This is a genomic window from Streptomyces sp. NPDC044044, from assembly GCF_056434405.1.
Genome location: NZ_JBWKFG010000004.1, coordinates 720,093 through 732,683 on the forward strand (window position 1 = coordinate 720,093; position 12,591 = coordinate 732,683).

Sequence of the window (12,591 nt, forward strand, 5' to 3'; positions counted from 1 at the left end):
CAACGCCTACGAGTCTTGCCTAGCCGAAGGACACCCGATGCGCCGCGCTCTGATCGTCGTCGATGTGCAGAACGACTTCTGCGAGGGCGGCAGCCTCGCGGTGGCCGGAGGGTCGGACGTGGCCGCCGCGATCACCGAGCTCATCGGGCAGGCGCCCGCGGGCTACCGGCACGTGGTGGCCACCCGCGATCACCACATCGACCCGGGCGACCACTTCTCGGACCACCCGGACTTCGCCCACTCCTGGCCCCCGCACTGCGTGGCGGGCACGGAGGGCATCGGGTTCCACCCGAACTTCGCGCCGGTCGTCGCGTCCGGCGCCATCGACACGGTCTTCGACAAGGGTGCCTACTCGGCCGCCTACAGCGGCTTCGAGGGGGTGGACGAGAACGACGTCCCGCTGGCGGAGTGGCTGCGGGCCCGGAAGATCACCGACGTGGACGTCGTCGGCATCGCCACGGACCACTGCGTGCGCGCCACGGCCCTGGACGCGGTGCGGGAGGGATTCGGCACGGTGGTCCTGCTCGACCTGACCGCGGGCGTCTCCAAGGAGACGACGGAGCGGGCCCTGGAGGAGCTGCGGGCGGCGGGCGTGGAGCTGACGGGCAAGCCGGTGGTCTAGCCGGGGCCGTGCCCGTATGGGGCGCCGGCCGGGGCTGTGCCCCTGTGCCCCGTGAGGGGCGCGGGGAGCGGTCTCTGGCCCTGCAGCGCCTGCCGCTTCAGGGCTCGGATGGGATGCCAGAGCTCAGCGGCGGCGTCCGGCGCCGTGCGCCATATCAGCCCGTCCGGGTGATGCAGGACCGCCGTGATCTCGTCCGGCGTCGGCGGCTCCGCGTTGCCCCGGAGATAGACGGCGCGCATGCCGAGGTTCCGCAGGCGCGTCAGCGCCCTCGCGCGGTTCACCGCGTGGACGATCATCCGGACATTGCCGCCGCCCGTGGCCGGGCTCGGCAGGGTCAAGGCCACCACCACACTGCCGTTCGGCAGCTTGCTGAAACCTCCTGCGGACATGGTTGGTCACACCCCCGTGAGACGTCGCACGGGGTCCCTCGTCCGATACAGCCGGACCCCGTGTCAATAAGAAATCCACAGGACGCACCTAAACACGATCGGCCGCCGCCCGCTAGAGGGCGACGGCCGATCATGGCTTGACCTGCGAAAACGCTAGTTACTTCTTGGAGGGGCCCACCTGGACCGTGATCGAGGAGCCATCCTTCGGCTGCTTGACGATCTTGATCTGAGTGTTGGTGTCAGTGACCTTGACACTTCCCGTGCCGTTCTCCTTGTACCAGTAGGTGCCCTTGTGGTCGTCGAAGACCGGGACGCCCTTCTGGGACTTGATCTTCAGCGCGACGTCCGCGTTGTGGAGCGTGAACTTGCCGGTCGCGAACTTGCTGAAGGGCGCGTCGAACGGCTGGATCTTGTTCCGCAGCAGGGTGCCGTCCGCCCACTTGAGCGGCTTGGCGTGCGCGTCCACCGGCAGGATCAGTCCCTCGCCGGGGTGCGCGCTGGTGTTGTTGTCCTTCTGCGAGGTGTCCCACTGCCAGACCATGAGGCCGGTCTGGTACGCGTAGTGCTCCACCCAGTCCGGACGGGACTTGGAGAAGCCGAAGTTGTACGGGCCGACCTTCAGGGTCTTGTCGTACGACACGTACTGCCGGTTCTCGGCGAGGTAGTACTGGTCGTAGTTCTTGGTGAAGGACTCGCCGATGCGCGAAAAGCCCTTCGCCGTCCAGCCGTTGTCGTCGCCCTCGGCGCCGTCCTCGAAGAGCTTGGCGCCGTCCGCGGTGACCGCGAGCTGGTCGGCCGCGAAGCCCTTGCCGCCCGCGCCGCCGTCCGTGGAGTAACGGAAGCGGACGTCGATCTTCTTGCCGGCGTACGCGTCGAGCGGGAACGCGAGCTTCTTGTACGCGCCCGAGGCACCGGTCAACGCGGGCTTGTCACCGGCGTCGCGCGGGATGGCCTTGCCGTCCGCGGTGCCGTCCACGGGCGTCCAGTTGGCGCCGCCGTCGGTCGAGACCTCGGTGTAGAGCCAGTCGTAGTTGGCCTCGATGTCCCACCAACCGTCAAGGCTCAGCTCGGCCTTGGACTTGCCGGTCAGGTCGACCGGGCGCGTCAGGGTGTTCTTGAGGTCGTCGCCCTGGTCGCTCCACCACTGCTTGGAGCCCTCGGTCGGCTTGGTCACCGTGGTGGTGACGGCCTTCTTGGGGAGGTCGACGACGAGCGCCTGGCGGTGGCGGGTGTTGTACTCCGAGACGCCCAGCTTGTGCTCGGAGGTCGTCGCGGCCTTGGCCTTGGCGTAGTCGAGCCAGCCCAGCTGGAACTTGTCCCAGGCGGTCATGTCGCCGGGCAGGTCGCCGATGGCGTCCTTGCCGGTGCCGAGCCAGGATCCGGCCGACATCAGCGACCAGAAGCCGACCGAGTTCTCGCCCTTGCCCGTGGTGTCGTACAGGTCGGGCAGACCGAGGTCGTGGCCGTACTCGTGGGCGAAGACGCCGAGGCCGCCGTTCTCCGGCTGCATCGTGTAGTCGCCGACCCAGATGCCCGAGTCGCCGATCTGCGTGCCGCCCGCCTTGTTCTCGCCGGGACCGGTCTTGCCCGCGTCGCTGCCGTACGCGTACCAGCGGTGCGCCCACAGGGCGTTCTCGCCCTCGGCACCGCCGCCGGCCGACTCGTCCTCGCCCGCGTGCACGAGCTGGAAGTGGTCGATGTACCCGTCGGGCTCGTTGAAGTTGCCGTCGCCGTCGAAGTCGTAGCGGTCCCAGAGGTCGTACTTGGCGAGGTCCGCCTTGATCTGGGCATCCGTGCGGCCCTGGGCCTTCTGGTCGGCGGTCCAGGCGGTGACGCCGTCCTTCACCGCGTCCCAGACGTTGGCGCAGTTGGTGTCGCCGCAGTAGTTGGAGCCGTACCGCGCCTCGTTGTAGTCGACCTTGACCCAGTCGGAGACTTCACCGTCGACCGAGTAGCGGCCCGACGAGGTCTTCTCGTAGTAGGTCTTCAGGGAGTGCTTGGTCTTGCCCTTGGCGTCCTTGCCCTCACCGAAGTAGAGGTCCTGGAAGTGCTTCTGGTTGTAGTCCTTCTGCCAGGCCGTGCTGTTGTCCTTCGCACGGTCCGGCTTGGCTATCTTGTTGTGCGCGGGGCCGGGCTTGCCGCCGTACTTCTTGACCGGCGCCTCGGGGCCGTCCGGACCGTCCGGGTCGAACATGGTGGTGTCGTCCACCTTGTCCCCGAACTCCACCAGGATCGTGAAGATCTTGTCGGTCTTCTCCCGGCCCAGCTCGACGTACTTCTTGTCGTCGAGCTTCACGACCTGGGAGCCGCCGCGCTTTTGCACCTTGGCGTCGCCCGCGACGACCTGCTGAAGGGCCGCCTTGCGCTGCTGGGCCTGCTGCTTGCTGAAGGGCCCGTCGAGGTCGTGGTCGACCTGCGCCTTGGCCCTGCTCGGGTCCTGCCGGTCGATGGCGGGAGCTCCGGTCGGCCCGCTGTCCTTTGCCGATGCGGTGGCTGCCGAGAACGTGGCGGCTGCCGCGGCCATCGCCACGGCAGCCGCGGTGGCTCTGAACGTCCGTCTTCTGACTGTCACTTGATGCTGTCCTCCCCCGCGTCCGCGCGAAGGCGGGCCGAGGTCCCGGTCGGAGGAGGTCCGCGCGCGATACGCGTCACAAGTGACGACATTGGACCGGAGATACGGAAGAAAAGACAGACCTTGACTTGAACAGGCCAAGTACACTATGCAGGCCCGCGGATCCGCTATCCGGACGTGCGCGCCCGCCCGTCGGCATGGTCAACAGGCGCGTTGCACCGTCCACTTGATGGACGTCATGAACCCGTGCGCCCCCTGTGCTGCGGCACCGTGGGTTAGGTCACGCTTACCGCCCGTTCCCGTCGGGCATGCAGCGGAATAGAGTCAATCGACGGTGCGCTACAGGGCGCGGCGACACTTCTCAAGTCGGCGCCACCGAGCACCCTTTGATTCGTATACAGCTTCACATTGGGCTCGACCACCCCCGCATCCGCTGTCCCGAGGACGGATTACGCCATGCCTCGTCCCATGCCGCTGCCTCGTCCGACCCCCGCCCAGATCACCTACGGCACGCTGACGGTCGTCTGCTCGACGCTCGCCATGCTGCTGCTCTCCCAGACGAGTTCGGGGATCGGTGTCGCGGTGATAGCCGCCGCCGCGCTCGGCCTCGGCTTACTCGTCGCGATGACGGTCCCCCAGCCAAAACCCGCGGCCTCACCGGCCGCACGCGTCACCCCCGCCGCCCGCACGGCCGACGGCCGCGTCCCGGCCCAGCGCGCCGCCACTCCCCTGATGGCCGAGTCCGTACGCGAACCGGCGGGCCCGTAAGGATCACGAGCCCGCCGGATCTGCCGCTGTCGCTCTCGCTGCTGCCGCCACAGCAGCGGTCTTCCATCGCCATCTGTCGTAGCCGTCGTCGGCCCTGGTCAGCCGGTGCTGACCACCACCGTCTTGGCCGCCTTGTCGTGCAGGCCCTGCTTGTAGGGCCTGTCGAAGAAGCTCCAGCCGCCACAGATCGCTGTCCAGATGCAGGCACAGCAGAAGGCGAACGGCAGCCACAGAACAGCCGCGCGGACGAGCGCGGTCTGCAGGGTGGGCGTCGCACCGTCGTTGAGGTTCGCGACCCGAAGACCCAGCCACTTCTTGCCCAGGGTCTGGCCCGTCCTGGAGATCATGAAGGTGTCGTACGCGATGTAGAGCACGGCGGCGAGCAGGGACTGGCCGAAGCTCTTTCCGTACTCGACCTGGTCCGGGTCCACGTCGAACTCGTTCGTGCCGAAGGCCCAGGAGAGCAGCCAGACGACCACGCCGACGATGATCATGTCCAGGATGCGGGCGAGTGTGCGCTTGCCGCTCTCCGCCAGGGGCGGCATGCCGGCCAGGGGGTCACCGGCTCCGCCGTAGGGGTCTCCGCCTCCGCCGCCGCCGTAAGGGTCTCCGCCTCCGCCGTACGGCGGGGGTGGCGGGGGCGTGCCGTAAGGGGAGCCCGAGCCGCTGTCCTGTGGGGGCTGCGGGGGCTGCTTCCTGAACGGGTCGTTGTCGTCGTCGGGGGGCGGCGGGTATTGCGGCGGTTCGGTACTCATGGGGCGAGTCGACCGCGAGGGGGCCGGGTTCGCATCCGGCGAGCGGCTGTCTGGGTTAAGGCGGTTCCCGGCGCGGGGGCCCTGGCTGCCGTCATCACCGGCTCCGCCGAGTTCGTCCTCGGACGCCGGACGGGCCGGACGTCGGACGGGCTGGACGTCGGACGCCGGACGGGCCGGACGTCAGGCGCGGGACGGGCTGGACGCTTCCGGCCGGACTGGATGGCTCCAGCCCGGCCGCGCTCGCGAAACGCAGAGAAAGCTAACCCGCCACAAACGTTCCCGCAGCCTTGTCGTGCCAGCACTGGCGCCACGGACGGTCGAACACGCACCACAGGACGCCGACGACCCCGATCACCAGGACGCCCGGCACCACATAGACCAGCCACCGCTTCAACGCCGACCCGAACGTCGGCGTCTCGTGCTCCTCCATGTCCCGCACCTGAAGTCCGAGGACCTTCTTGCCCAGCGTCCGCCCCCACTTGGCCGTGGGCAGCACCTCATAGAGGACGCCGAAGAGAAGCAGCACGGCCAGGACCATGCCCAGGTACCCCGCCGTGGTGCCGTCGAGCAGCCAGACGGTGACCTTCTCGCCGGACAACTTCGCCGCGTCGATCTTGCTGTCCACGTGGTCGGCGGCCTTCGTGCCGAGCGGGAGCGCCGCGGCCCCGGTCACGGCCACGAGGACGACCGTGTCGATGAGCCGCGCGGCCAGACGCCTGCCGAGCCCGGCGGGCCGCCCCGCGGCCTGGTTCTGCGCCATCGCCAGGAAGGGGTCGTTGGCCACCGGCTTCCACGGCACGACGGGCTGCTGCTGACCGTCGCCCTCGGCGAGCTGGTGCACCTGCTGCGCCCACGAGGGCGAGCCGCCACCGGGCCCCGCGGTCACGGGCGAGGCCGCGCCACCCGGCGCACCGCCCTGCTGCGGAACGGCCGGCTGAGCGGGCGCAGGCGCGGGCGCAGGGGCGGATGCGGGGGCGGGAGCGGCGGCCTGGGGAGGCACGGCGGCCCGCGGAGGCGCCGGAGCCTGCGCCGCCGTGCCGGAGGACGACTTCGGGCGGAGCGCCCGGATCGCCATGGTGCCTTCGGTGGCGGGCGCAACAGCGGCGGGCCGCACCGGCCCCGCGGGCCTGCGGAACGTCACCGCGCCCTCGGCCGGGGGCTGCTGCTGCCCCGTCGGCGCGGCAGGCGTACCCGACGTCCCCGGAGTCCCTGGCGTACGAGGCGCGCCTGTCCCGCCCGGTCCGCCCGACCCGCCCGGCTTGATCGCCCGGATCTGCACCGTGCCGGGTCCGTTCGCCCCCGGAGTCGGGGACGTGGGAGCGGGCGCGGGGGAAGCGGCCGGGGAGGCAGACGCGGAAGCGGACGGAGTGTCCCCGGGGGCCGAGTCGCTCGGCACCCGAGGGTCACGCGGATCCCCGCCCCACGAGACCCGACGCTCCTGCTCGCCCCCGAGCCCCTTCTGCCGGGCCGCGTCGGCCTGCCACGCGGAGGCGGGTTCGGGCCTGCTCCCGTGCTGCGATGCCTCGGCGTCACCCGCACCGACCGCACCGCCGCCACCGCTCGCACCGCCCGACGCCTCCGGCGCCGACGGCATGGGCTCCTCGTCGAAGAAGTGCGGTCCCGTCTCCTCCGCCGCGGGCGCGGAGGCGGACGCGGGGCCCGCCCCCGGAGGCGCGGGGAGCGATTCGCCGTCGGTCGGTGCGGGACGGCTGGTCCCGGGCACCCAGGCCGCGCCGTTCCAGTACCGGACATATCCGGGAATGGACGGATCGGGGTAGTAGCCTTCGCGGGGCCTGTCGTCGCCTGGGGCCGGAGTTGGGGCGCTCATGTCCGTCGTCCCGTATCTGCTCGGGGGTCTTTTAGAGGTTCCACATCTATCAGACCTCTGCGTCCCCCTGTGCGTCTCCTGCCCTACAGACCACTTTCCGGGCACAGTTCAACTACGTATCGACTACGTGCGGAAAAAGTTTCCGGAACCCGCGTAATGCTCCGCGCCCACCGTGCTCTCTCCTTGCACGGGCCCGCTCCAGGGCTCCGAACAAGGAAGGAACGCACCGACATGCACACCGTGGTGGAACGCGAGCTTGAGCTCAAACTCGTCCTCTCGCCGGAACGCGCCATCCCCGTCCCGGCCCGGCTCACCTACCGCACCGACGACCCCTACGCCGTCCACATCGCCTTCCACATCGGCACCGAGCACCCCGTGAACTGGACGTTCGCCCGCGAACTTCTGGTCGAGGGGGTGTTCAGGCCCTGCGGCCACGGCGACGTCCGCGTCTGGCCGACCAAGGTCGAGGGCCGCAGCGTCGTCCTGATGGCGCTGAGTTCACCCGACGGTGACGCCCTGCTGGAGGCGCCCGCGCCCGCCGTTTCCGCCTGGCTCGAGCGCACGCTGCGGGTGGTCCCTCCGGGCTCTGAGGCTGAGCGGCTCGGCATCGACGACGGCCTCGCCGAGCTGCTCACGCCGACCACGGGCCGCGTCGACGAGCTCTGGCTGCGCGACCCCTGGCCCTCGGACGAGTCCAAGGACGGTGAGTGAGCTCCGCCGCCACGGGGGCGAGAGCGGAGCCGCACGTGAGCCGGTGTCAGAACAGCTTGCCGGGATTGAGGAGGGAGAGCGGGTCGAAGGCCGCCTTGATGGCGCGCTGCATCTCCACGCCCACCGGGCCGATCTCGCGCGCCAGCCACTCCTTCTTGAGGACGCCCACACCGTGTTCGCCGGTGATCGTGCCGCCGAGTTCGAGGCCGAGGGCCATGATCTCGTCGAAGGACTCGCGGGCACGGCGGCCCTCGTCGAGATCTGCCGCGTCGAAGCAGACGGTGGGGTGGGTGTTGCCGTCGCCCGCGTGCGCGCAGACCCCGATCGTGAGGCTGTACTTGTCGGCGATGCGGTCGACGCCTTCGAGCATGTCGGCGAGCTTCGAGCGCGGCACGCACACGTCGTCGATCATCGTCGTGCCCTTGACGGCTTCGAGCGCGGTGAGCGACAACCGCCGGGCCTGGAGCAGCAGTTCGGACTCCGCGGCGTCCTCGGCGGGGACCACCTGGGTGGCACCGGCGGCCTCGCAGAGCGCGCCGACGGCCGCGAGGTCCGCGGCGGGGTCCGAGGTGTCGAAGGCGGCGAGGAGCAGCGCTTCGGTGGTCTCGGGGAGGCCCATGTGGGCCAGCGCGTTCACGGCCCTGATGGTCGTACGGTCCATCAGCTCCAGGAGCGAGGGGACGTGCCCCCCTTCCATGATCTTGCATACGGCGTCGCAGGCGTCCTTGGCCGAGCCGAACTCGGCGGCCAGGACCAGCTGTTGGGGCGGCTGCGGCTTCAGGGCGAGGGTCGCGCGGACCACGATGCCGAGGCTGCCCTCGGAGCCGACGAAGAGGCGCGTGAGGTCGTAGCCCGCGACGCCCTTGGCCGTGCGCCGTCCGGTGCTCATGAGACGCCCGTCGGCGAGGACGACGTCGAGTCCCAGGACGTACTCCGCCGTCACCCCGTACTTCACGCAGCACAGGCCGCCCGATGCGGTGCCGATGTTGCCGCCGATGGTGCAGGTCTCCCAACTCGACGGGTCCGGCGGGTAGTAGAGACCGTGTTCGTTCACGGCGCGGGAGAGCGTGGCGTTGACGACGCCGGGTTCGACGACCGCGATCCGGTCGACGGGGTTGATCTCCAGGATGCGGTCCATCTTGACCAGGGACAGCACGATGCAGCCCTCGCTGGCGTTCGCGCCGCCCGAGAGGCCCGTGCGGGCGCCCTGCGGGACCACCGGGAGCCGTAGCTCGGTCGCCGTGCGCATGACGTGCTGGACCTGTTCGACGGAGCGCGGCAGGACGACGACGGCCGGGGTGCCCGCGTCGCAGAAGCTCGCCATGTCGTTCGCGTACGAGGCCGTGATGTCGGGGTCCGTGAGGACGGCCTCGGCGGGCAGGCCCTCGTGGAGGAGTTCGATGAGTGTGCGGCTCATGATCACAGCCTCGCACCCGGGGCCATCGGTGTGAACCCGTGTGCGACGCCGGTCCGCGTACCGGGATGTGCTCTTCATATTGACGCACAGTGAGCGGCATGGAGATCGAGACCGGGTCCGAGTCCGTGACCCAGAAGGACCAGAAGGACCAGCGTCCGCCGACCGCGCCCGCCGTGTGGAGCGAGTCGCCGCGGGGCTCGCGCCGCTCCCCCGTCGTGCGCCGGGTGCTGATCGCCTCGGTCGCCGGGTGCGTGGTGCTCGGCGGGGTCCTGGTGCTGCGGCCCGGCTCGGGCGGCAAGGCGGCGCCGCCCGCCCTCGGTCCCGCCGGGCGGGCGATGGCGGCGGCGGGGGCCGGGGCTCCCGCGGCGCTGCCGGACCTCACCGTCCTGATCGGGGAGCGGGAGGCGCACGTGCGCAAGCATCCCGGGGACGACCAGTCGTGGGCGGTGCTCGGGGCCGCCTACGTCGAGCGTGGCCTGCGGACCGCGGACTCCGCGTACTACCCCAAGGCCGAGGAGGCTCTCCGTACGTCCCTGAAGACACGGCCTGAGGGGAACGCGGACGCCCTGACGGGCATGGCGGTGCTCGCGAACGCGCGGCACGATTTCCGCGGCGCGAAGAAGTGGGCCGAGAGCGCCGTGAGGCTGTCTCCGAAGCGGTGGTCGACGTATCCCGCCCTGATCGACGCGTACAGCGGTCTGGGCGACGCCAAGGGAGTGGGGAGGGCCCTGGAGACGCTCCAGGAGCTGAACTCGGGCGCACCCGCCGTGATGGCCCGTTCCGGACAGGTCTACCGCGACCGCGGCTGGCGCGAGGACGCGGCCTCGAAGCTGATGGACGCGGCGGCGCTGGCGGAGGGTTCCGCGGAGAAGGCGGTGTGCCTGTACCGGGTGGGCGAGCTGGCATGGGAGCGGGGCGAGCCGGCGGAGGCCCTGCGCTACTACGAGGCGGCGCTGCGCTCGGACCCCGACCACCACCCTTCCCTCGCCGGGAAGGGCCGTGCGCTCGCGGCTCTCGGCCGTACGTCGGAGGCGCTGCGTTCCTATCAGAACGCGCTGGTGAGGCAGCCTGCTCCGGAGTACGCCCTGGCGCTGGGCGAGTTGTACGAGTCGCTGAAGCTGGCCCCTGCCGCCCGGGCGCAGTACGACGTGCTGCGGGCCCGGGTGAAGCAGGAGGGGGTCAACGGCGTCAACGACGAGCGGATCCTCGGCCTGTTCGAGGCGGACCACGGGGACGCGGACGCGGCGGTGGAGCGCCTGCGCAAGGAGTTCAAGCGGCACGGCAGTCCGGAGGTGGCGGATGCGCTGGGCTGGGCGTTGCATCGGGCCGGTGAGAGCGAGGAGGGGCTGAAGTACGCGACGCGGGCGACGGACAAGGGGCCGCGGAGCGCGGTGCTCTCCTACCACCGGGGGGAGATCGAGCGGGAGCTGGGCCGTTACGGGGCGGCGCGGCGGCACATCGGCGAGGCGCTGCGCCTCAACCCCTCCTTCTCTCCGCTGCTGGCTCCTGCCGCGCGGGAGGCGCTGGAGTCCCTGGGCGACCCCCCGGAGGGCGGCCCGGCCCAGATGTACGCCCCGGCCCCGCCACCCCAGGCAGCACCCCCGGCCTCGCCCCGCCCCAGGCCGACGAAGCCGACCCAGCAGGGCTGATCTTGACCTACGGTCGGCGGCGGAACTACGCCTGCGGCCCTGCTCCGACCCCCGCTCCGGCCTCGCTCCGGCCTCGCTCCGGCTGACGCCAACCGGCACGGACCTCCCGCCCCTGCCTGTCGGCAACCAGCGCCCAGCTTGCCCCCTTCGCCTGCGGGCCGCTCACACCCTGCCCCGGCGCTCCGCGCCGGATGTCTCCCGCCCACCCACCCATTACCCCGCAGGCCATCGGATGGGCGGGCGGGGAACACCCACCGCGAAGCGGCAGGGCAGAGGGCCGCCGCACCAGTCCGCGCCGCGGGGTAAACGGGTGGGCGGGCGGGGAGTATCCGCCGCGAAGCGGCAGGGCAGGGGGCCGCCGCACCAGTCCGCGCCGCGGGGTAAACGGGTGGGTGGGTGGGGAGTATCCGGCGCGAAGCGGCAGGGCAGGGGGCCGCCGCACCAGTCCGCGCCGCGGGGTAATCGGGTGGGTGGGTGGGGAGTATCCGGCGCGAAGCGGCGGGACAGGGGTGTCGGCCCACCAGTCGCAGGAGTACACGCTCACGGATGGGTACGGGCACCCCTCGCGAAGCCGTGGCGGGCCGGAGGGGGAAGCGGCCAAGGCCCACGGCCAGTTACAGCGGGGCCGTGCCGATCAGGGCGTTTCGCGTGACCAGGTCCGTCAGCGCCCGTTCCGGGAGCGATTCCGTTCCCGGAGGGCGGCGGGGCAGGACCATGTAGCGGGTCTCCGCGCTGGAGTCCCAGACCGTGATCTCCGTGTCGAGGGGCACCGCGAAGCCGAACTCCGCAAGCACCGCCCGCGGTTCCCGCACCACCCGCGAGCGGTACGCCTCGCTCTTGTACCAGCTGGGGGACGGACCGAGCAGCCGTACCGGATAGCAGGAGCAGAGGGTGCAGACGATGACGTTGTGGGAGTGGGCGGTGTTCTCCACCACCCGGAGCCGCTGCGGCTGGACCCCGCCCGCCGCGTAACCGAGCTCCGCCACCGCCGACGTACCGTCCGCAAGGAGGCGTTCCTTGAACTCCGGGTCCGTCCACGCCCGAGCCACCACCCGCGCCCCGTTCAGCGGCGACGACCCGGCGAGGAACGCGTCGAGGGCCTCGTCCAGGGTGGCACCGGCCACGATCCCCCGTTCTTCCAACAGGGTTTCCAGGTTGCGCATCTGACGGGAGATCAGCGCATCCGCGTGCGTACCGGACATCAGTCGCCCTCCGGTTCCAAGTGGCTCTCCCACAGGTCGAGCACCACCCCGTGCTCCCCCTCGCCCCACAGCTCCCGCGCGGCGAACCGCACGGCGTACACCTGCTCCACCGGCGCGTCCCCGCGCCCCTGCGCGCTGACGTCCGCCAGCGGGTGCCTGCCCTCGGGCTCGATCACCACGCCCCGCTTGCCCCGGGCGTACCGCGGCAGGCGGGTGTGGTGGGTCGGGTCGTGGTGGACGGTGCGGACGCGGGCACCCGCGGCGAAACGGTCAGCCATCCGACTCACCGCCACCGCCACCGCCACCGCCGCTGCCGCCATCACCGTTCAACCGGGCGTCCAGCTCCGCCGCCGTCACCACGCCCTTGCGCACCAGCAGCACCCGGATCGCGTGGAACCACCGCTCGTAGTACGAAGCCGCCAGGTACTCCGCCGGTGGCATCGTCTCGACCGCGTCCCTGAACTCGTCCAGGTTGTAGACGCCTTCGCGCACCAGCGCACTGTTGAGCGCGAACACCCGCGCCTCCCAGTCCGCGTGGAAGGGCTCCGTGTCGTCGGTGGTGTCGATGGGCCCGAAGCCCGTCATCCCGCCGACGTCGTTGATCCTGGCCATTCCCGCACTCTAGCCAGCAGCCCTCCAGGCCGCGCCCCCATAGAGGTTCGCTAGAGGTTCCCCAGC

12 protein-coding genes are annotated in these 12,591 nt (G+C 71.0%); 4 read left to right on the forward strand and 8 right to left on the reverse strand.

Going from position 1 to position 12,591, the window contains the following annotated elements:
- Nucleotides 1-37: 37 nt before the first annotated feature.
- Entirely contained in the window at nt 38-622 is a 585-nt protein-coding gene (locus tag AC07AG_RS18900) for a nicotinamidase (protein ID WP_478756178.1), read from the forward strand.
- Here AC07AG_RS18900 and AC07AG_RS18905 read toward each other — a convergent pair.
- Both AC07AG_RS18905 and AC07AG_RS18910 read right to left on the reverse strand, forming a co-directional pair.
- Nucleotides 619-1,011 (reverse strand): hypothetical protein, encoded by a 393-nt coding sequence (locus AC07AG_RS18905; RefSeq protein ID WP_478756179.1) that lies wholly within the window; start codon nt 1,009-1,011, stop codon nt 619-621. The genes AC07AG_RS18900 and AC07AG_RS18905 overlap by 4 nt on opposite strands.
- A gap of 157 nt (nt 1,012-1,168) precedes the next feature.
- Nucleotides 1,169-3,583: an immune inhibitor A domain-containing protein gene (locus AC07AG_RS18910; protein ID WP_478756180.1), complete on the reverse strand. Its 2,415-nt coding sequence runs from the start codon at nt 3,581-3,583 to the stop codon at nt 1,169-1,171.
- A 474-nt stretch (nt 3,584-4,057) separates the two neighbouring features.
- On the opposite strand from AC07AG_RS18910, the gene AC07AG_RS18915 reads away from it, so the two are divergent.
- Complete coding sequence (locus tag AC07AG_RS18915) at nt 4,058-4,351, forward strand: hypothetical protein (RefSeq protein ID WP_478756321.1); 294 nt, start codon at nt 4,058-4,060, stop codon at nt 4,349-4,351.
- A 98-nt stretch (nt 4,352-4,449) separates the two neighbouring features.
- Here AC07AG_RS18915 and AC07AG_RS18920 read toward each other — a convergent pair whose 3' ends face one another.
- Both AC07AG_RS18920 and AC07AG_RS18925 read right to left on the reverse strand, forming a co-directional pair.
- Complete coding sequence (locus AC07AG_RS18920) at nt 4,450-5,106, reverse strand: RDD family protein (RefSeq protein ID WP_478756181.1); 657 nt, start codon at nt 5,104-5,106, stop codon at nt 4,450-4,452.
- A 259-nt stretch (nt 5,107-5,365) separates the two neighbouring features.
- Nucleotides 5,366-6,934, reverse strand: a complete 1,569-nt coding sequence (locus AC07AG_RS18925; RefSeq protein WP_478756182.1) for an RDD family protein — start codon at nt 6,932-6,934, stop codon at nt 5,366-5,368.
- A 231-nt stretch (nt 6,935-7,165) separates the two neighbouring features.
- Here AC07AG_RS18925 and AC07AG_RS18930 point away from each other — a divergent pair, with 231 nt between their 5' ends.
- Complete coding sequence (locus tag AC07AG_RS18930) at nt 7,166-7,645, forward strand: SsgA family sporulation/cell division regulator (RefSeq protein WP_249589665.1); 480 nt, start codon at nt 7,166-7,168, stop codon at nt 7,643-7,645.
- A 46-nt stretch (nt 7,646-7,691) separates the two neighbouring features.
- On the opposite strand, the gene AC07AG_RS18935 is transcribed toward AC07AG_RS18930, so the two are convergent.
- Nucleotides 7,692-9,062 (reverse strand): FAD-binding oxidoreductase, encoded by a 1,371-nt coding sequence (locus AC07AG_RS18935; protein WP_478756183.1) that lies wholly within the window; start codon nt 9,060-9,062, stop codon nt 7,692-7,694.
- A 98-nt stretch (nt 9,063-9,160) separates the two neighbouring features.
- On the opposite strand from AC07AG_RS18935, the gene AC07AG_RS18940 reads away from it, so the two are divergent.
- Nucleotides 9,161-10,711: a tetratricopeptide repeat protein gene (locus tag AC07AG_RS18940; protein ID WP_478756184.1), complete on the forward strand. Its 1,551-nt coding sequence runs from the start codon at nt 9,161-9,163 to the stop codon at nt 10,709-10,711.
- Nucleotides 10,712-11,325: 614 nt separating this feature from the next.
- Here AC07AG_RS18940 and nthA read toward each other — a convergent pair.
- Genes nthA through AC07AG_RS18955 form a run of 3 tightly spaced genes read right to left on the reverse strand, consistent with a single transcriptional unit; the run spans nt 11,326 to nt 12,525 of the window.
- On the reverse strand, nt 11,326-11,913 hold the full coding sequence (nthA, locus tag AC07AG_RS18945) for a nitrile hydratase subunit alpha (protein WP_478756185.1): 588 nt from the start codon (nt 11,911-11,913) through the stop codon (nt 11,326-11,328).
- Nucleotides 11,913-12,191, reverse strand: coding sequence for an SH3-like domain-containing protein (locus AC07AG_RS18950; protein WP_283779111.1), 279 nt, complete (start codon nt 12,189-12,191; stop codon nt 11,913-11,915). Before AC07AG_RS18950 ends, nthA begins: the two co-directional genes overlap by 1 nt.
- Nucleotides 12,184-12,525 carry a hypothetical protein gene (locus tag AC07AG_RS18955; protein ID WP_478756186.1) on the reverse strand — a complete coding sequence of 114 codons (342 nt, stop codon included), beginning with the start codon at nt 12,523-12,525 and terminating at the stop codon, nt 12,184-12,186. The genes AC07AG_RS18950 and AC07AG_RS18955 overlap by 8 nt, the downstream gene beginning before the upstream one ends.
- Between the last annotated feature and the right edge of the window lie 66 nt (nt 12,526-12,591).

Bases quoted from the DNA above. Each gene is read 5' to 3' on its own strand.
- AC07AG_RS18900 (WP_478756178.1), top strand. From the start codon at position 38: ATGCGCCGCGCTCTGATCGTCGTCGATGTGCAGAACGACTTCTGCGAG.
- AC07AG_RS18905 (WP_478756179.1), bottom strand. From the start codon at position 1,011: ATGTCCGCAGGAGGTTTCAGCAAGCTGCCGAACGGCAGTGTGGTGGTG.
- AC07AG_RS18920 (WP_478756181.1), bottom strand. From the start codon at position 5,106: ATGAGTACCGAACCGCCGCAATACCCGCCGCCCCCCGACGACGACAAC.
- AC07AG_RS18925 (WP_478756182.1), bottom strand. From the start codon at position 6,934: ATGAGCGCCCCAACTCCGGCCCCAGGCGACGACAGGCCCCGCGAAGGC.
- AC07AG_RS18930 (WP_249589665.1), top strand. From the start codon at position 7,166: ATGCACACCGTGGTGGAACGCGAGCTTGAGCTCAAACTCGTCCTCTCG.
- AC07AG_RS18935 (WP_478756183.1), bottom strand. From the start codon at position 9,062: ATGAGCCGCACACTCATCGAACTCCTCCACGAGGGCCTGCCCGCCGAG.
- AC07AG_RS18940 (WP_478756184.1), top strand. From the start codon at position 9,161: ATGGAGATCGAGACCGGGTCCGAGTCCGTGACCCAGAAGGACCAGAAG.
- nthA (WP_478756185.1), bottom strand. From the start codon at position 11,913: ATGTCCGGTACGCACGCGGATGCGCTGATCTCCCGTCAGATGCGCAAC.
- AC07AG_RS18950 (WP_283779111.1), bottom strand. From the start codon at position 12,191: ATGGCTGACCGTTTCGCCGCGGGTGCCCGCGTCCGCACCGTCCACCAC.
- AC07AG_RS18955 (WP_478756186.1), bottom strand. From the start codon at position 12,525: ATGGCCAGGATCAACGACGTCGGCGGGATGACGGGCTTCGGGCCCATC.